Genomic DNA, 18612 nt, shown 5'->3' with positions numbered 1-18612 from the left:
TCTTCTTCGTTCCCCGTCCCCTTCGCTCCCCGTTCTCCCCTTCGCTCCCCGTTCTCTTCACCCTCCGTTCAGCGACCTGATCCGGACCTCTTTGTTCCGGGCTGGAACAATGTGTACCGTCACCCTGTCCACGGGACGGTCGGTCGGCCGACCGGCGCCCGGGGACGGTTAGGCTCTAGTCGCAAGGCTCACCAGCCCCGCACTTTCAGCGTCACATCCACGAAGGAGATGCTCGTGCCGTCCATCGACGTCGTCGTAGCCCGGGAAATCCTGGACTCCCGAGGCAACCCCACGGTCGAGGTCGAGGTCGGCCTCGACGACGGCAGCACGGGTCGTGCCGCCGTTCCGTCCGGCGCCTCCACCGGCGCCTTCGAGGCCATCGAGCTGCGCGACGGCGACGCCGGCCGCTACCAGGGCAAGGGCGTCGAGAAGGCCGTCCTCGCCGTGATCGAGCAGATCGGCCCGGAGCTGGTCGGCTACGACGCCACCGAGCAGCGCCTGATCGACCAGGCCATGTTCGATCTGGACGCCACCGACAACAAGGGCTCGCTGGGCGCCAACGCCATCCTCGGCGTCTCCCTCGCCGTCGCCCACGCCGCCTCCGAGGCCTCCGACCTGCCTCTCTTCCGCTACCTGGGCGGCCCGAACGCGCACCTGCTGCCGGTGCCGATGATGAACATCCTCAACGGCGGCGCGCACGCCGACTCGAACGTGGACATCCAGGAGTTCATGATCGCCCCGATCGGCGCGGAGTCCTTCTCCGAGGCCCTGCGCTGGGGCGCCGAGGTGTACCACACCCTGAAGAAGGTCCTGAAGTCCAAGGGCCTGTCCACCGGCCTCGGCGACGAGGGCGGCTTCGCCCCCAACCTGGAGTCCAACCGCGCCGCCCTGGACCTCATCCTGGAGGCCATCAAGGAGGCCGGCTACACCCCCGGCGAGCAGATCGCGCTGGCCCTGGACGTGGCCGCCACCGAGTTCTTCAAGGACGGCCGGTACGTCTTCGAGGGCAAGGAGCGCACCGCCGAGGAGATGACGGCGTACTACGCCGAGCTGGTCGAGGCCTACCCGCTGGTCTCCATCGAGGACCCGCTGAGCGAGGAGGACTGGGAGGGCTGGAAGGCCATCACCGCCAAGCTCGGCGACAAGGTCCAGCTCGTCGGTGACGACCTGTTCGTCACCAACCCCGAGCGCCTGCAGAAGGGCATCGAGGAGGGCGCGGGCAACGCCCTGCTGGTCAAGGTCAACCAGATCGGCTCGCTGACCGAGACCCTGGACGCCGTCGAGCTGGCCCAGCGCAACGGCTACAAGTGCATGATGTCCCACCGCTCCGGCGAGACCGAGGACGTCACCATCGCCGACCTGGCCGTCGCCACCAACTGCGGCCAGATCAAGACCGGCGCCCCGGCCCGCTCCGAGCGCGTCGCCAAGTACAACCAGCTGCTGCGCATCGAGGAGATCCTCGACGACGCCGCGGTGTACGCCGGCCGCAGCGCCTTCCCGCGGTTTCGCTCCGCGAACCAGTAGGCACAGCAAGGGTTGAGCCGTAAAGAAGTAAGGCTTAGCCAGTCGTCCGTACGTCCCCGTACCCGGTCCCGTACCGTGTCCGGGGACGTACGCACGTGTGAAGGGGAGGCGGGACCATGGCCTTGAAGGACCGGAATGACCGGGACCGGTTCTCCACCGCGACCAGGATCAGGCTGCTCGGGGAGCAGACCGCGGCCCGGGTCTACCGCTCCCAGACCCGCCGGCAGGCCCGCCGCTCCCGGTTGACCGGGCGCGCCGCGCTGCTCGCCCTGGTGCTGTGCTCCCTGGTGGTCGCCCTGGCCTACCCGATGCGGCAGTACGTCTCCCAGCGCGAGGACATCGCCGACCTCAAGCGGCAGAAGCTCCAGGCCCAGCAGCGGGTCCAGCAGCTGCGCGACCTCAAGGCGCGCTGGCAGGACGACGCCTACGCCGAGCAGCAGATCCGGCAGCGGCTGCACTACGTGCTGCCCGGCGAGACCGGATACACCATGGTCGACCCGGGTGCCGCCAAGCAGTCCCGGGCCGAGCAGGGGACGGCCCGCCGCCCCTGGTACATCAATGTCTGGTACGGCGTGGACAAGTCCGACGCCGCCGGCCAGTGAACCGACAGAGAGACCTACCCACAGGCATGGAAACCCCTCCGCCGCCCACCCCGCGCACCGAACCCACCGACGCGGACGTAGAGGCCTTCAGGCTGCAGCTCGGCCGGCCCCCGCGCGGACTGCGCGCGATCGCGCACCGCTGCCCGTGCGGCCAGCCGGACGTCGTGGAGACCGCCCCGCGGCTGCCCGACGGCACCCCCTTCCCGACGCTGTACTACCTCACCTGCCCGCGCGCCGCCTCGGCGATCGGCACGCTGGAGGCCGAGGGCGTGATGAAGGAGATGACCGAGCGGCTCGGGCGGGACCCGGAGCTGGCGGCCGCCTACCGGGCCGCGCACGAGGACTACATCCGGCGCCGGGACGAGATCGAGGAGCTGACCGGCTTCCCCAGCGCGGGCGGCATGCCCGACCGGGTCAAGTGCCTGCACGTGCTCGTGGCCCACTCCCTGGCCGCGGGCCCCGGCGTGAACCCGCTGGGCGACGAGGCGATCGCGATGCTGCCCGAGTGGTGGCGCAAGGGACCCTGCGTGCAGGTGCCGCAGGAGCACACGACGAGCGAGGAGAGTGACGCGTGACCCGGGTGGCAGCCATCGACTGCGGGACGAATTCCATCCGCCTGCTCGTCGCGGACGCGAATCCGGAAACCGGTGAACTGGTGGATCTGGACCGGCGCATGACGATCGTGCGGCTCGGTCAGCGCGTGGACAGCACCGGCCGGCTCGCCCCCGAGGCGCTGGAGCGCACCTTCGCGGCCTGCCGTGAATACGCCGAGGTCATCAAGGAGCACGGGGCCGAGCGGGTGCGTTTCGTGGCCACCTCCGCCTCCCGGGACGCCGAGAACCGGGAGGAGTTCGTGCGCGGGGTGGTGGACATCCTCGGCGTCGAACCCGAGGTCATCTCCGGCGACCAAGAGGCCGAGTTCTCGTTCACGGGTGCGACGAAGGAGCTGGCGGGCCGGGAGGATCTGGCCAAGCCGTTCCTGGTGGTGGACATCGGCGGCGGCTCGACGGAGTTCGTCGTGGGCGAGGAGCACGTGCGGGCGGCGCGCTCGGTCGACGTGGGCTGCGTACGGATGACGGAGCGTCACCTCGTGCACGACGGCGTGGTGAGCGACCCGCCCACCGAGGAGGAGATCGCCGCGATAAGGGCGGACGTCGAGGCGGCGCTCGACCTCGCCGAGCAGACGGTGCCGCTGCGCGGGGCGCGCACGCTGGTGGGCCTGGCGGGCTCGGTGACGAGTGTGTCCGCGATCGCGCAGGAGCTGCCGGAGTACGACTCCGCGCGCATCCACCACTCCCGTGTCTCCCACGACCGCGTCCGGGACATCACAAGACAGCTGCTCCGCTCCACGCACGCCGAGCGCGCGGCCATTCCCTCCCTGCACCCCGGGCGGGTCGACGTGATCGGGGCGGGCGCCCTGGTGCTGCTGGCGATCATGGAGCGGATCGGCGCGGAGGAGGTCGTGGTCAGCGAGCACGACATCCTGGACGGCATCGCCTGGTCCGTGGCCTGACAGGCGGGCGCGGCAGCGCCTGGGCGTGGCCCGGCGCAGGGGCGCGGCTCGTACGGTGGGGGCCCGACGCGGGGTGCGGCGCGCTTGGCCGGGGCCTGACGCGGGGGCGCGGACGACCGCCTTCGGACGGTGGCGCGCCCCTGGTGAGCAGTCCTGTACGCCCTTCGGTGACAGCGCGTCGGAAAACTTCGTGAAGTTCTTCACAAGGAATTCCGTCGTGTCGCTCCACCGAAGGGGGTTCCCCGCCCCGCAAGGGGGCTCAGCGGGGGATCGGGAGTGCTCAGCAGAGCGCCGGACCGCGGATCCGGACGGGCGGTCCGAGGGGTGCGCGGGGGGTCCCCGACGACCCGGAGCGGCAGCTCACGCGGCCTTGACAACGGTCACAACCGGACGCCGGTTCCCTTCCGCGGTCATGATCTCCGTCACGTGGGCCGCGCAGTTTAGCACAGGCACTTGCGAAGCTTGTGAAGGGGCGCACGAGGCACCCCCCTGGGGCGGGTGGATACTCGATGCCATGAGCACCACGGAGCGTCCCAGGATCCTCGTAGTAGGCGGTGGGTACGTAGGCCTGTACGCAGCTCGGCGCATCCTGAAGAAGATGCGCTACGGAGAGGCGACCGTCACGGTCGTCGACCCCCGGTCGTACATGACCTACCAGCCCTTCCTCCCCGAAGCCGCCGCCGGCAGCATCTCCCCGCGTCACGTCGTCGTCCCGCTGCGGCGCGTGCTTCCCAAGGCGGAGGTCCTCACCGGTCGGGTCACCACCATCGACCAGGACCGCAAGGTCGCCACGATCGCCCCGCTGGTGGGCGAGGCGTACGAGCTGCCCTTCGACTACCTGGTCATCGCCATGGGCGCGGTCTCCCGCACCTTCCCGATCCCCGGCCTCGCCGAGCAGGGCATCGGCATGAAGGGCATCGAGGAGTCCATCGGCCTGCGCAACCACGTGCTGGAGCAGCTGGACAAGGCCGACTCCACCACCGACGAGGAGATCCGCCGCAAGGCGCTCACCTTCGTCTTCATCGGCGGCGGCTTCGCCGGCGCCGAGACCATCGGTGAGGTCGAGGACATGGCCCGGGACGCGGCCAAGTACTACAAGAACGTGTCCCGCGAGGACATGCGCTTCATCCTCGTCGACGCCGCCGACAAGATCCTCCCCGAGGTCGGCCCGAAGCTCGGCCAGTACGGCAAGGAGCACCTCGAGAGCCGCGGTGTGGAGGTCTACCTCTCCACCTCCATGGACTCCTGCGTCGACGGCCACGTGGTGCTCAAGAACGGCCTCGAGGTCGACGCCAACACGATCGTCTGGACGGCCGGCGTCAAGCCGAACCCGGCCCTGGCCCGCTTCGGCCTGCCCCTCGGCCCGCGCGGTCACGTCGACTGCGAGCCCACCCTCCAGGTCAAGGGCACCGACTACATCTGGGCCGCCGGTGACAACGCCCAGGTGCCCGACCTCGTCGGCCGCAAGGCGGGCAACGAGAACGCCTGGTGCCCGCCGAACGCCCAGCACGCGCTGCGCCAGGCCAAGGTCCTCGGCGACAACGTGGTGGCCGGCATGCGGGGCTTCCCGCAGAAGGAGTACAGCCACGCCAACAAGGGCGCGGTCGCGGGCCTCGGCCTGCACAAGGGCGTCGCCATGATCGTCATGGGCAAGATGAAGATCCGGCTCAAGGGTCGTCTCGCCTGGTACATGCACCGCGGCTACCACGGCCTGGCGATGCCGACGTGGAACCGCAAGATCCGCGTCTTCGCCGACTGGACGCTCGGCATGTTCCTCAAGCGCGAGGTCGTCTCCCTCGGCGCCATGGAGAACCCCCGCGAGGAGTTCTACGAGGCCGCCAAGCCCGCCCCGGTGCCCGCCGCCGCGAGCAAGCCAGAGGAGAAGGCCAAGGCGTCCTGACGCCCGGCCCCGCACGTCCCCAAGGGGCCGCCCGCCATCCGTGGTGCGGGCGGCCCCTTCGGCCTGTCCGGCACCGCCGGGGCCGCGGACCGCGGGGCCCCCGAGGCGTTGCTCGGGCCCTCGCGGGCACCGCGCGGTGGTCCGAATGCGTGGGTCGTGCAACTGTTTTGCCCAGTCGTAACTCCATTGCGGGACTGCGCGCGGGCCGTACTGGTGTTTACGTGGTGGATGACATCCGGCGTTCTCCGTCACGGAGGTGTGCACCATGCCCGACGCCGCGCTGCGGCTTGCGCGACTGCTCGAACAGTTGATGGGAAACCCGCTTCCGGTGCGCCTCCGCGCCTGGGACGGCTCGGAGTCCGGCCCGCCCGGGACGCCGGTGCTGGTCGTACGCAACCGGCGCGCCCTGCGCCGGCTGCTGTTCAAGCCCGGTGAACTGGGCCTGGCCCGCGCCTGGGTGTCCGGCGACCTGACCGTCGAGGGCGACCTCTACACCGCCCTGGACCTGCTCTCCGGCATGATCTGGGAGCGCGGCGAGGACGCCCGCGGGCTCGCCGCCACACTGCGTGCCCCCGAGGCCCGGGCCGCCGTGCGGGGTCTGGTGAAGATGGCGGGGCTGCCCCTGCCGCCCTCCCCGCCGGCCGAGGAGGTCCGCCGCCGCCCCTCCCACCTGCACACCCGGCGCACCGACAAGCGCGCCATCAGCCACCACTACGACGTCGGCAACGACTTCTACGAACTCGTTCTCGGCCCGTCCATGGTGTACTCCTGCGCCTACTGGCCGGCCCCCGAGCCCGAGGCCACCCTGGAGCAGGCCCAGCGGGACAAGCTGGAACTCATCTGCCGCAAGCTGGACCTGAAGCCCGGTCAGCGACTGCTGGACGTGGGCTGCGGCTGGGGCTCCATGGCGATCCACGCCGCCCGCGAGCACGGCGTGCGCGTGGTCGGCGTGACCCTCTCCCAGGAACAGGCCGCCTACGGCCGCAAGCGGGTCGCCGACGAGGGCCTGACCGACCAGGTGGAGATCCGCGTCCAGGACTACCGGGACGTGGCCGACGGGCCGTACGACGCCATCTCCTCCATCGGGATGGCCGAACACGTCGGCGCCGCCCGCTACCTGGAGTACGCGAGCGACCTGTACGCCCTGCTCAAGCCCGGCGGGCGGCTGCTCAACCACCAGATCGGCCGCCGCCCGCAGCGCGACGAGTCGGCGTACCGGGTGGACGAGTTCATCGACGCCTACGTCTTCCCCGACGGCGAACTCGCTCCCATCGGCACCACCGTCACCCAGCTGGAGCGGGCCGGGTTCGAGGTGCGCGACGTGGAGGCCATCCGCGAGCACTACGCCCACACCCTGCGCCGCTGGGTGGCCAACCTGGAGGCCAACTGGGACGAGGCGGTCCGGCTCACCAGCCCCGGCCGGGCCCGCGTGTGGCGGCTGTACATGGCGGCCTCCGCGCTGTCCTTCGAACGCAACCGCATCGGCGTCAACCAGGTGCTGGCGGTGAAGACCCCCGAATCCGGTGACTCGGGGATGCCGCTGCGCGCGCGTACCTGGGGCGTGCCGACGGCGTAGCCAGGCGCGAGGGCCCCGTTCCGGTCGCCGGAACGGGGCCCTTTCGTGCGGGCGGGGTGCTACTCGGACTTGATGGCCTGCAGCATGTTCAGCCGGGCCGCGCGCCGGGCCGGCCACAGCGCCGCCAGCACGCCGACCACCGCCGCCAGCAGCAGGAAGACCACGATTCGCCCCCAGGGCAGGACCAGCTCGTACGTCGTCAGGCTGGTACCGAGCAGCTGACCGGCCGCCCAGCCGAAGAACACGCCCAGGCCGATGCCCAGCACCCCGCCGAACAGCGAGATCACCAGGGACTCGAGGCGCACCATGCGCTTGATGCCCGTCCGGTCCAGGCCGATCGCGCGGAGCATGCCGATCTCCTGCGCCCGCTCGAACACCGACATGGCCAGGGTGTTGACGACACCGAGGACCGCCACGATCACCGCCATGGCGAGCAGGCCGTAGAGCATGTTCAGCACCAGGGTGAACGTCTGCGCGATCTCGTTGGAGATGTCCTTCTTGTTCTGGATCTTGATCGCCGGGTTGGAGCCGAGCGCCTCGGCCAGCCGGTCCTTGACGGCGCCGGAGGTGCCGTCGGCCGTCTTGACCATGACCTGCATGTCGGTCGGGTCCGACTGGTGCGGGGCGAGGGTGGCGTTGTCGAGCATGATGCCGCGGATCATCTCGTTGCCCTCGTAGACACCGGCGACGGTGAGCCGCTGCTTCTTGCCGTCCTCGTAGGAGACGGTGAAGTGCGAACCGGCGCTCCAGTGGTGGTCCTCGGCGGTGGTGCGGTCCACCACGACCTCGGTGCCGCCGACCGTGAAGGAGCCCTCGTCGACCTTCAGGTCGGTCAGCTCGCCGATCGCCGCGCCGTTCACGCCGGTCAGGTACTCCGTCTCGCCGTCGATGCGGGAGGCGGCGTTGCGCAGCGGGCTGGTGGCGGTGACGCCCTCGGTGCTCCTCAGCTTCCGGTCCACGTCCGGGGAGAGGCCGTTGCCGTTGGCCATGGACACCACGTAGTCGGCGCGGATCGCGGCGGAGGCCATCTTGTCGATCCCGTGCTGCAGGCTGCCCGCGATCACCGTCATGCCGGTGATCAGGGTCAGCCCGATCATCAGCGCGGAGGCGGTGGCCGCCGTGCGGCGCGGGTTGCGCACCGAGTTCTGCCGGGCCAGCTTGCCCGCGACGCCGAAGACGCGCAGGAGCGGCGCACTGGCCGCGATCAGCGGACGGGACAGCAGCGGGGTCAGCACGAACACCCCGATGATCAGCAGCACGGCGCCCAGCCCCATGGGGGCCTGACCGGAGTCGCCGCTCATCGTGGTGGCCGCCAGGACCACCGCGATGCCGGCCGCCGCCAGCAGCGCGCCCAGGGTGTTGCGCAGCACCAGCGACTTGGTGGTGGCCTGGGCGTGGAGGCTGCTCATCGCCGCCACCGGCGGGATCTTCGCGGCCCGCCGGCCGGGCAGCCACGCCGCCAGCATGGTCACCAGGATGCCGACCGCGAGGGCGGCGGCGACCGTGCCGGGGGTCACGACCAGCGGCCCGTCGGGCACCGTGGCACCGAACGACTCCATCAGCGAGCGCATCCCCGCGCCGATGCCGATGCCGGCGACCAGTCCGACGACGGCGGCGACCGTGCCCACCACGAACGCCTCGATCAGCACCGACCGGGTCACCTGCCGGCGCGAGGCGCCGACCGCGCGCAGCAGCGCCAGCTCCTTGGTGCGCTGGGCGACCAGCATGGTGAAGGTGTTGGCGATGATGAACGTGCCGACGAACAGCGCGATCCCGGCGAAGACCAGCAGGCCGTTCTTCATGCTGCTCATCGAGTCGGAGATGGCGCGCGCCTGGTCGTCGGCGAGCTTGTGCGCGGTGGTGGTCCGCGTGCTGTCCTTCGGCAGCGCCGCGTCCAGCTGCGCCTTCAGCGCGCTCTGGCTGGTGCCCGCCTTCGCCTTGACGTCGATCTCGTCGTACGTGCCCGGCTTGCCGAACAGCTTCTGGGCGGTGGCCGTGTCGAACAGCGCGAGGCTGCCGCCGGCGGTGACGTTGCCGTCGTCGGTGGTGAAGATGCCGCTGATCCTCGGGGTCAGCACCGGGCCGTCGACGGAGATGCGCACGGTGTCGCCGACCCGGTAGCCGGCCCGCCGGGCGGTCTCGGAGTCGATGAGGACCTGGCCCGCGCCGTGCGGCGCGGTGCCCGCGGTGAGCGGGTAGCGGGGGTCCTTCGTCCCCCAGTAGTTGCCGCCCTCGGAGCGGAAGCCGCCGCCGATGAGCTTGCCGTCCTTGTCGGCGATGGCGGTGAAGCCCTTGACGACGCCGAGGGCGGAGGCGGCTCCGGGAACGCGGGCACTGGTGTCCAGGACGGCCTGGGTCAGCTCCGGGGTCCTGCCGACCCGGTCGCCCCGGCCCTCCTGGTACTCGGGCTCGACGGCCACGTCGACATGGTCGAAGCCCTTGGCGGCGCTGTTCTCCAGGGCGCCGGAGAGGGTGTTGGTGAAGACCAGGGTCCCCGACACGAAGGCGACGCCGAGCATCACGGCGAGCACGGTCATGAGGAGCCGGGCCTTGTGCGCGAGGACGTTGCGCAAGGCGGTGCGGAACATGGTCTGTCTCAGTCCAGGGGTACGAGGTGGGGGTGGGCCGTGGTCGCGTCCGGTGGGGTCAGCTGACGCGGCCCTTGGCGTCGAACTGCTTCATCCGGTCGAGTACGGCGTCGGCCGTGGGCCCGTACACCTCGTCCACGATCCGGCCGTCCGCGAGGAACACCACCCGGTCCGCGTACGCCGCCGCCACCGGGTCGTGGGTGACCATCACCACGGTCTGGCCGAGCTGCCGCACCGAATTGCGCAGGAACCCGAGCACCTCGGCACCCGAGCGCGAGTCCAGGTTCCCGGTGGGCTCGTCACCGAAGACGATCTCCGGCTTGGAGGCCAGCGCGCGGGCGACGGCCACGCGCTGCTGCTGGCCGCCGGACAGCTGCGAGGGCCGGTGCCCCAGCCGCCCGGACAGCCCGACCATGTCGATCACCGAGTCCAGCCACTGCTTGTCCGGCTTGCGGCCCGCGATGTCCATGGGGAGGGTGATGTTCTCCAGGGCCGTCAGGGTGGGCAGCAGGTTGAACGCCTGGAAGATGAAGCCGATCTTGTCCCGGCGCAACCGGGTGAGCTGCTTGTCCTTCAGGGACCCCAGCTCGGTGTCGCCGATGCGCACCGAACCGGAGGAGAAGGTGTCCAGCCCGGCCACGCAGTGCATCAGTGTGGACTTGCCGGACCCCGACGGGCCCATGATCGCGGTGAACTCGCCCTGCGCGAAGTCCACGGAGACCCGGTCCAGGGCGACCACCTGGGTCTCGCCCTGTCCGTAGATCTTCGACAGATCCGTGGCGCGCGCGGCCACGGCGGTGGTCCGGCCGGCGAAGGAAGAGGTGGTCACGGGTGAGCGCTCCTGACGGGACGACGATGCTTGCGAGGTCTTGAGAGGTCTTTCAGGGGTGTGCACCCATCGTCTCCGCCGCCGCGCCCGGTGAAGTCAGACGCTGTTCCCGTTCCGGGGGCCGACTCGGGTCGGACCGGGACCGCCTCGTGTCATACCTGGGGATGACCCCCGTCCCTGAGACCGTCAAGGGACGGCCCTCCCCGGAAAGGGGAGCGGAGAGAAATCGGAGGGCCGTGCGAAGCCGTCGGGAGGAAGAACGGTGAGGGCGGGGAGGACGGTCCTTTCCGGGACGGTGAAATTCCGTCATTCCGCATGCGCGGCCGCCGGCGACCCGCAAGGCTACTGGCAGGTGCCGAGGGGTCCGCTTCCGGTCTGATGCACCCTCAGACATCAATAAAATAAGACAACATCGGTCCGTCCGTCCGCTGTTCGGGGGACGCCTCCCGATAGGCTCGGAACCTCAGCGCGGAGCCCATGGCCTGCCCGGATGGTGGAATGCAGACACGGCGAGCTTAAACCTCGCTGCCCCTCGCGGGCGTACCGGTTCGAGTCCGGTTCCGGGCACCTCCGTCTTTCACGGCACCCCGCCCGCCGGCAGCGGCCGGCAGGGGTGCCGTTTCGCGCGCGGGTGCGCGGCCGGGTGGGACGCCGCGGACCGACTCCGCCGGTGGTGCGACGCCTCTGAACCGTGAGCATCAGCGGCTGCGCGGCCAGGCCGATGCCCGGGCCGGGCAGCCATGTACGCGTTCGCGTGTCCGCCGAACCATTGACATCGGATGTGGCCCGACGGAAACTCATGGGCAAGCACGGGTGAAGGAAACTTCACCAGGCGAACGCTGCTGGATCAACGCCACCTGGTGCACGCCTCTCCTCGATCACCGGCCGTGCACACCTCTCCCCGACCCCCGTCCGACCGCGGCAAAGACGCCCACCGAAGGGAAACGACCGATGCGCACCACCGTCGGCATCATCGGAGCCGGACCCGCCGGCCTGCTCCTGGCCCGGCTGCTCCACAACGCCGGAATCGACTCGGTCGTCCTGGAGAGCCGTGACCGCGCCTACGTCGAGCAGCGGCAGCGCGCCGGGATCCTGGAGCAGGGCACCGTGGACGCGCTGCGCGCGGCCGGGGCCGGGGAGCGGATGGACCGCGAGGGGCTGCGGCACGACGGCATCGAGCTGCGCTTCGACCGGCGCCGGCACCGCGTGGACTTCCCCGGCCTGACCGGTGGCCGGTCCGTGATGGTCTACGCCCAGACGGAGGTCTGCAAGGACCTCATCGCCCTGCAGCTCAAGGAGGGCGGGCCGCTGCTGTTCGAGGCGGAGGCGCTGGCCGTGGAGGGCGCCGAGAGCGACCGGCCGTCCGTGCGGTTCCGGCGCGAGGGACGCGAGGACGTCCTGGAGTGCGAGTACGTCGTCGGGTGCGACGGCTTCTGGGGCGTGGCCCGCAAGGCGATCCCCGCCGAGCTGTCCCGGGTGTTCGAGCGGACGTACCCCTTCGGGTGGCTCGGCATCCTCGCCGACGTGCCCCCCTCGCACGACGAGCTGATCTACGCCCGCCACGAGCGCGGCTTCGCCCTGCTGTCCATGCGCTCGCCCTCGGTCTCCCGGCTCTCCCTCCAGGTCCCCGCCGACACCGACGCGCGGAGCTGGACCGACGAGGAGATCTGGGACGAGCTGGAGCGGCGGTTCGAGACGGACGACGACTGGACGCTCCGGCGCGGGCCGATCACCCAGAAGTCGGTGACCCCGATGCGCTCCTTCGTCCACGAGCCGATGCGCCACGGACGGCTGTTCCTCGCGGGCGACGCCGCCCACATCGTGCCGCCCACCGGCGCCAAGGGCCTCAACCTCGCCGTCGGGGACGTCATCACCTTCGCCCGGGCCCTGGTGCACCGGCGGCAGACCGGCTCGGAGGAGCTGCTGGACGCCTACTCGGCGCACTGCCTGCGGCGCGTGTGGCAGGCGGAGCGGTTCAGCTACGACATGACCACGATGCTGCACCGCGACCCGGACGCCACCCCCTTCGAGGAGCGGCTGCAACTGGCCCGCCTGGACCGGATCGCCTCCTGCCGGGCCGCCGAGACCGACCTCGCCGAGGGGTACACCGGCTTCCCGATCGACTGACCCGCTGCCGTCGCCCTGACGTAGCGTGTTCCTCGGCCCGGAGAGGGAAAGATCCTCCACAGGTATCAGGTCGATCCTTTGCCTTTCCATTACTCTTGAGCCAAGGTCGCGCCGTGCGGCCATGGAGGAGTGAGATGAGGAGCAGAAACCCGGTCTTCTCGCGACGGGGGTTCAGCCGCGACAACGGCTACGCGGGCTTCAACACCGCGCCGCAGGCCGGGGGCCCCGCTGCCGGCACGCAGGGCAACCCGTACGCGCAGGGCAACCCGTACGCCCAGCCGAGCGGGAACCCCTACGCGCAGAATCCCTACGCTCAGAACCCCTACGCCCAGCAGGACCTGCAGTACGGCGCACCGGCGCAGGCCCCGGCCGGCACCGGCCGGATGACGATGGACGACGTCGTGGTGCGCACGGCGTCCACGCTCGGCGTGCTCGTCGTCACCGCCGCCCTGGCCTGGGCACTGCTGCCGGTGGACGACGCGAACATCAACCGTTCCTACGGCCTGGGCGTCGGCGCCGCGCTGATCGCGATGGTGCTGGGCTTCGTCCAGTCCTTCAAGCGCAAGGCCTCGCCCGCGCTGATCCTGGCCTACGCGGCGTTCGAGGGCGTCTTCCTCGGTGTCGTCTCCAGCGTCATCGACAACCGCATCGCGAGCGGCGCGGCCATGCAGGCCGTGCTCGGCACGATGGCGGTCTTCGCGGCGGTGCTGGTCGCCTACAAGGCGGGCTGGATCCGCGTCAACCGGCGCTTCTACGGCTTCGTGATGGCGGCGGCCCTCGGCTTCGTGCTGCTGATGATGGTGAACCTGCTGTTCGCCGTGTTCGGCGGCGGTGACGGGCTCGGCTTCCGCAGCGGCGGCCTCGGCATCTTCTTCGGCATCGTCGGCGTCGTCCTCGGCGCCTGCTTCCTCGCCCTGGACTTCAAGCAGGTCGAGGACGGGGTGGCCTACGGCGCCCCGCGCCAGGAGGCGTGGCTGGCCGCGTTCGGCCTCACCCTGACGCTGGTGTGGATCTACCTGGAGTTCCTGCGGATCCTGGCGATCCTCAACCAGAACGACTAGCGCACCGCCGCCACCGCGCCGGGCCGCCGCGCGGCCGGGCACCGCGAAGGGCCCCGGGATCTCCTCCCGGGGCCCTTCGTCGTGTCCGCTCGTCTCGGCGTCGTCGCTGTCTGCCTGCCGGCATCCTGTCGCCTAGACCAGCTTGCGCGCGGCCCTCCTCAGGTCGTACTCGTGGATGATCGCCTTGGCGTGGCCGTACGCGAGGTTGTGCTCGTGGCGGAGCCAGCTGAGCTTCTCCTCGAAGCCGAGCGCGGGGCCTTCTTCGACGGTGCGCAGCCAGTCGGCGACTTCACGACCGGTGCACTCGGGGATGCGGGCGAGCAGGTTGCGATGGGTTTCCTCGGAGAACACTTGGGACATCGGCGCCTCCGGACGCGTTCGATGATGCCGGTCCTTCACGTCACCGTGCCTGAGTGTTGGCGTATTGGCAACAGTCCCGGTCGGGCGCGTACGCTCGCGGCGTGGTGGACACGACATCTCTGACCCGGGCGGTGGATCACTTCGCGGACCGGCTGCGGGCGGCACCGCAGAGCCGGTTGCAGCGCGGCGCGGCGGCCGCGGCGCTGGAGCTGGCCAGGGAGTTGGCGAGGTGGGCCCAGCTCGTGGAGTTCCCCGGACGCGAGCCGCGTCAGATGCCCGACGCCGGGATGTTCGCGGCCGCGGACCAGATCACCGTCGCCGGACACGACCTGGCCCTCGTACTGAAGAACGAGGAAGAGGTCGCGGAGGCCGTACGGCTGGTGACGGAGGCGCAGCAGCGGGCGGGCGTGTGACGGCTGTGCCGGCAGGGGCGGGCAGGCGACGCCTGTGTCTGCGAGTGTCTGCGAGGGCGCGGGGCGGTTCCCGCGTGCGGCGGGGCGCGGTGCGCCCCGCGCGGGCGCGTCACAGCGAGGCGATGATGCGGTCCGCCAGGATGTACACGTTCTCCTCGCCGCAGGAGAAGGTCAGGGTGTAGGCCCCGGAGACGCCCGAGCCGCCCAGCAGCACCGGGGACCGGCCCGCGCGCACGGCGTCGGCCAGGCGCTCCGCGGTCTCGCGGTGGCCGGGCGTCATGCACAGGGTCGTGCCGTCGGCGAAGACGTAGACGTCGAGGGTGCCCAGCGGGCCGGGGCGCACGTCGGCCAGCTCCGTGCCGGAGGTGGCCAGCTGCTCCAGCGTGGCCACCGTGCTCTCGTGGTCGCCGACGACCGGCGAGGGGCGCGGGGTGAAGTCCGGGTGCGAGGGGTGGCGGCGACGGGCCGCGGCCAGCTCGGCGGACTCGCCGCCCGCCTGGGCCCCGTCCCGGCCGGTGGGCTCGTCGGGGTCCGCGCCGGGCTCGGCCACCGGCTCCAGGTGGTCGAACGCCGCGAAGTCCGCCTGACGGGGCAGGAACAGCTCGCCGTCGGCCGGCGAGAGGTCGGACAGCCCGAGCAGCGGCGGCGCGTCGGAGGCGTCCCGCGCCTCCTGCGCGGCCCAGAAGGCGCGCGCCTCGGCCAGCTCGCGCTCCCGCTCCTCCGCGAGCGCCGCGACCACGGCGGCGCGTATCCGCTCGGTGTCCGCGTCGGTGCGGGCGGCGGGCAGCAGGGCGCGTGCGGTGGCGGCGTGGTTCTCGGCAAGCTGGGTGTGCAGAGCCGTGACCTGGCGGCGCAGCTTCACCAGGGTGCACAGGACGGCGACACCCACGGCGCCGGTGGCGGCCGTGGTGACCAGCAGGGCGATCGGCATGGCGCTCACTGACGTACTCCCGGGTTCAAGGTCGACCCCCGACTTCCTACATCAGCTTGAAGGGTGGACTATCCAGCTGTCAGTGCGTAACGTCACGAAACGGGCAGAAATGCGGCTTGTGGGACGCTTGCGCCGCCGGGTGGCGCGTCGCTGACCTGCGAAGATCCCCTTCCGGAGGGAGATAGGTCACACTCTGGGGGAGATTGGATCACAGAACGGCCCGGAATCCAGGGCTTTCTTGGATTCCGGGCCGTTCTCTCACGCTGGGTGCTATAGGGGGCACTGACGGTGTTTCACCCGCGCCCGGCGCGGCGCGTCGGTCAGCTCAGGCGCTCGATGACCATCGCCATGCCCTGGCCGCCGCCGACGCACATGGTCTCCAGGCCGAACTGCTTGTCGTGCCACTGCAGGGAGTTGATCAGCGTGCCGGTGATGCGGGCGCCGGTCATGCCGAAGGGGTGGCCGACGGCGATGGCGCCGCCGTTGACGTTCAGCTTCTCCAGCGGGATGCCCAGCTCCCGGTAGGAGGGGATCACCTGGGCGGCGAACGCCTCGTTGATCTCCACCAGGTCGATGTCGTCGATGGTCAGCCCGGCGCGCTGCAGCGCCTGCTTGCTGGCCTCCACCGGGCCGAGGCCCATGATCTCCGGGGACAGGCCGGACACGCCCGTGGAGACGATCCGGGCCAGCGGGGTCAGGCCCAGCTCGCGGGCCTTGGTGTCGGACATGATGACCAGGGCGGCGGCGCCGTCGTTGAGCGGGCAGCAGTTGCCCGCGGTGACCAGGCCGTCGGGGCGGAAGACCGGCTTGAGCCCGGCCACGCCCTCCATGGTCACGCCCGGGCGCGGGCCGTCGTCCTTGGAGATCACGGTGCCGTCCGGCAGGGTCACCGGGGTGATCTCGCGCTCCCAGAAGCCGTTCTTGATGGCCTCCTCGGCCAGGTTCTGCGAGCGGACCCCGAACTCGTCCATCTCCTGCCGGGTGATGCCCTTGAGGCGGGCGAGGTTCTCCGCGGTCTGGCCCATCGCGATGTACGGGTCGGGCAGCAGGCCGTCCTCGCGCGGGTCGTGCCAGGTGGAGCCCTCCGACTCGGCGACGGCGGCGGTGCGGGCCTCGGCCTCGGCGAACAGCGGGTTGTGCGTGCCGGGGATGTCGGAACTGCCGTGGGCGTACCGCGAGACCATCTCGACGCCGGCCGAGATGAAGACGTCGCCCTCGCCGGCCCTGATGGCGTGCAGCGCCATGCGGGAGGTCTGCAGCGAGGAGGAGCAGTAGCGGGTGATGGTGCAGCCGGGCAGGTGGTCCATGCCCATCTGCACGGCGACGATCCGGCCGAGGTTGTGCCCCTGCTCACCGCCGGGCAGGCCGCAGCCGAGCATCAGGTCGTCGATGTCCTTGGGGTCCAGCTCGGGGATCTTGGCCAGCGCGGCCTGGATGATCGTGGCGGTCAGGTCGTCGGGGCGCAGGTCCTTCAGGGAGCCCTTGACGGCGCGGCCGATGGGGGAGCGGGCGGTCGAGACGATCACGGCTTCGGGCATCACGGCTCCATGGGCAGAGTGGACGAGCGGTGGACGAGTGCCGCACGCGTGCGACACGGCGGGGCTGCTTGGAAGTTACCCGGACGTATGAGCGGGGTCACGGCCATGGCGGTGTGATCCTCGCCGCAACTTTCTAAGCGCTTGCTTTTGTTGGCGTGCTTGCTTTGGTGGGCTGTGCGGTCCCTGCCCGGTTCCTCCTCCGTCCTTGCCGAACCTGCCCGGTGTCCGCCGGGGTCTCCAGCCGGTCCCCGCGGGGTGCCCCCGTCACACCGACGGAGCGGCGGGCGCCGGCTGCGGCTCCGGCACCCGGCGCCGCCGGCGCCGCTTGAGCAGTGCCCAGGGACCCCGCGGCCCGGTCGGCATCGCCGCGGTGACCTCCGTACCGGCCTCGGACGCCGCCTGGGCCGCCGCCCGGGCCACCGGCAGGAAGCCCTCCTGCCGCGAGACGTCCGGCCGCTCCTCCTCCGCCGGCCACAGGCCCAGCGCCGCGCACACCGTCGGCAGCACGGCCATCGCCGCCGTGGCGTACCCCTCGGCGGACGGGTGGTAGTTGTCGGGGCCGAACAGCTCCCGCGGGTTCGCCGCGAACTCCGGGCCCAGCAGGTCGCCCAGCGACACCGTGCGGCCCCCCTGCTCCACCACCCCGATCGTCTGCGCCGCGGCGAGCTGCCGGGAGGCGCGGCGGGCCAGCCAGCGCAGCGGCTGCTGCACCGGCTCGATGGTCCCCAGATCCGGGCAGGTGCCGACCACCACCTCCGCGCCCGCGGTGCGCAGCCGCCGCACCGCCGACGACAGGTGGCGCACCGAGCGGGTCGGGGGCATGCGGTGGGTGACGTCGTTGGCGCCGATCATGATGACGCAGACGTCGGGCACCCGGTCCGGGTCCTCCAGCACCAGCTCCACCTGGCGGTCCAGGTCGTCGGACTGGGCGCCGGGCACCGCGACGTTGCACAGCCGCACCGGGCGCTCGGCCACCGCCGCCAGCCCCGAGGCCAGCAGCGCGCCCGGCGTCTGCCCGGCCCGGTGGACGCCCTGGCCGGCGGCCGTGGAGTCGCCCAGCATGGTCAGGGCCAGCGGCGGCTCACCGGGGGTGTCGTAGCCCAGGCCGTACACGCCGTCCGCGTAGGGGACGCGGTTGTCCGCGCCGTTGCCCACGTGGCGCTTGGCCAGCTGCACCTCGGCCAGCAGCAGGCCCACGGCCGCGGCGCCGACCACGCCGAGCCCACCGCCGCCGTACGCGGCGCCGGCCGCGATCCGCCGGGCCACCCTCGCCCTCGACAAGTGCGTCATGCCCCGCCGCCACCTTCCGCTAGCCGTACATCCACTCCTTGCCCCGTACCGGCCGTCGCCCAATCGCGACGAGGAGTGAACGTCCGCCCCGGCCCCCCGTCGGCCTTACGCTGGCGGAACCACCACGACCACACCTTTTGCAGCGACCGGAGACAACGGTGCGATACCACGACTCGATGATCAGCCTCGTCGGCAACACCCCGCTGGTGCGGCTCAACAACGTCACCAAGGGCCTGAAGGCGACCGTCCTGGCCAAGGTCGAGTACTTCAACCCGGGCGGCTCGGTGAAGGACCGCATCGCCCTGCGCATGATCGAGGCCGCCGAGCAGAGCGGCGAGCTGAAGCCGGGCGGCACGATCG

General features: G+C 71.3%; 16 protein-coding genes and 1 tRNA gene. 11 read left to right on the top strand and 6 right to left on the bottom strand.

Annotated elements, in window-relative coordinates:
• Positions 1-234: 234 nt before the first annotated feature.
• The 6 genes from eno (at position 235) to GV126_RS14775 (ending at position 7115) form a co-directional block, all read left to right on the top strand.
• Entirely contained in the window at positions 235-1524 is a 1290-nt protein-coding gene (gene eno / locus GV126_RS14800) for a phosphopyruvate hydratase (RefSeq protein ID WP_159666616.1), read from the top strand.
• Positions 1525-1640: 116 nt separating this feature from the next.
• Positions 1641-2126 carry an FtsB family cell division protein gene (locus GV126_RS14795; protein WP_159666613.1) on the top strand — a complete coding sequence of 162 codons (486 nt, stop codon included), beginning with the start codon at positions 1641-1643 and terminating at the stop codon, positions 2124-2126.
• A 26-nt stretch (positions 2127-2152) separates the two neighbouring features.
• Positions 2153-2701 (top strand): DUF501 domain-containing protein, encoded by a 549-nt coding sequence (locus tag GV126_RS14790; protein WP_159666610.1) that lies wholly within the window; start codon positions 2153-2155, stop codon positions 2699-2701.
• Positions 2698-3639 carry a Ppx/GppA phosphatase family protein gene (locus tag GV126_RS14785; RefSeq protein ID WP_159666607.1) on the top strand — a complete coding sequence of 314 codons (942 nt, stop codon included), beginning with the start codon at positions 2698-2700 and terminating at the stop codon, positions 3637-3639. Before GV126_RS14790 ends, GV126_RS14785 begins: the two co-directional genes overlap by 4 nt.
• A gap of 514 nt (positions 3640-4153) precedes the next feature.
• A complete protein-coding gene (locus tag GV126_RS14780) occupies positions 4154-5539 on the top strand; it encodes an NAD(P)/FAD-dependent oxidoreductase (RefSeq protein ID WP_159666604.1) in 1386 nt (461 codons plus the stop codon).
• A gap of 265 nt (positions 5540-5804) precedes the next feature.
• Positions 5805-7115, top strand: a complete 1311-nt coding sequence (locus GV126_RS14775; protein ID WP_159666601.1) for an SAM-dependent methyltransferase — start codon at positions 5805-5807, stop codon at positions 7113-7115.
• A 59-nt stretch (positions 7116-7174) separates the two neighbouring features.
• Here the strand turns inward: GV126_RS14775 and GV126_RS14770 are convergent, their stop codons facing one another.
• Positions 7175-9703, bottom strand: a complete 2529-nt coding sequence (locus GV126_RS14770; protein ID WP_159666598.1) for an ABC transporter permease — start codon at positions 9701-9703, stop codon at positions 7175-7177.
• A gap of 58 nt (positions 9704-9761) precedes the next feature.
• Complete coding sequence (locus GV126_RS14765; RefSeq protein WP_159666596.1) at positions 9762-10532, bottom strand: ABC transporter ATP-binding protein; 771 nt, start codon at positions 10530-10532, stop codon at positions 9762-9764.
• A 484-nt stretch (positions 10533-11016) separates the two neighbouring features.
• On the opposite strand from GV126_RS14765, the gene GV126_RS14760 reads away from it, so the two are divergent.
• The 3 genes from GV126_RS14760 to GV126_RS14750 all read left to right on the top strand — a co-directional run bounded on the left by GV126_RS14760 (position 11017) and on the right by GV126_RS14750 (position 13720).
• Positions 11017-11099, top strand: a tRNA-Leu gene (locus tag GV126_RS14760).
• A gap of 384 nt (positions 11100-11483) precedes the next feature.
• A complete protein-coding gene (locus GV126_RS14755; RefSeq protein ID WP_159666594.1) occupies positions 11484-12659 on the top strand; it encodes a 4-hydroxybenzoate 3-monooxygenase in 1176 nt (391 codons plus the stop codon).
• A 134-nt stretch (positions 12660-12793) separates the two neighbouring features.
• A complete protein-coding gene (locus tag GV126_RS14750) occupies positions 12794-13720 on the top strand; it encodes a Bax inhibitor-1/YccA family protein (protein WP_159666591.1) in 927 nt (308 codons plus the stop codon).
• Positions 13721-13852: 132 nt separating this feature from the next.
• Here the strand turns inward: GV126_RS14750 and GV126_RS14745 are convergent, their stop codons facing one another.
• Positions 13853-14080, bottom strand: a complete 228-nt coding sequence (locus GV126_RS14745; protein ID WP_028421748.1) for a DUF4287 domain-containing protein — start codon at positions 14078-14080, stop codon at positions 13853-13855.
• Positions 14081-14181: 101 nt separating this feature from the next.
• Here GV126_RS14745 and GV126_RS14740 point away from each other — a divergent pair, with 101 nt between their 5' ends.
• A complete protein-coding gene (locus GV126_RS14740; RefSeq protein ID WP_185948250.1) occupies positions 14182-14493 on the top strand; it encodes a hypothetical protein in 312 nt (103 codons plus the stop codon).
• A 109-nt stretch (positions 14494-14602) separates the two neighbouring features.
• Here GV126_RS14740 and GV126_RS14735 read toward each other — a convergent pair whose 3' ends face one another.
• The 3 genes from GV126_RS14735 to GV126_RS14725 form a co-directional block, all read right to left on the bottom strand.
• The gene (locus GV126_RS14735) at positions 14603-15433 is read right to left on the bottom strand and encodes a hypothetical protein (protein ID WP_159666588.1); all 831 of its coding nucleotides are present in this window, start codon (positions 15431-15433) and stop codon (positions 14603-14605) included.
• Positions 15434-15744: 311 nt separating this feature from the next.
• The gene (locus GV126_RS14730; protein ID WP_159666585.1) at positions 15745-16962 is read right to left on the bottom strand and encodes an acetyl-CoA C-acetyltransferase; all 1218 of its coding nucleotides are present in this window, start codon (positions 16960-16962) and stop codon (positions 15745-15747) included.
• 264 nt (positions 16963-17226) lie between these two features.
• Positions 17227-18252, bottom strand: a complete 1026-nt coding sequence (locus tag GV126_RS14725) for an SGNH/GDSL hydrolase family protein (RefSeq protein WP_185948249.1) — start codon at positions 18250-18252, stop codon at positions 17227-17229.
• A gap of 158 nt (positions 18253-18410) precedes the next feature.
• Between GV126_RS14725 and GV126_RS14720 the strand changes: the two genes are divergently transcribed.
• Positions 18411-18612: pyridoxal-phosphate dependent enzyme (locus GV126_RS14720; protein ID WP_159666582.1), on the top strand; the 202-nt coding region annotated here is incomplete at its 3' end.

It is taken from the genome of Streptomyces mexicanus, from assembly GCF_902506575.1.
Lineage (GTDB): Bacteria > Actinomycetota > Actinomycetes > Streptomycetales > Streptomycetaceae > Streptomyces > Streptomyces mexicanus.
Note: the sequence above shows the minus strand (reverse complement) of the source record. Positions and strands in the feature narration are given on the sequence as shown.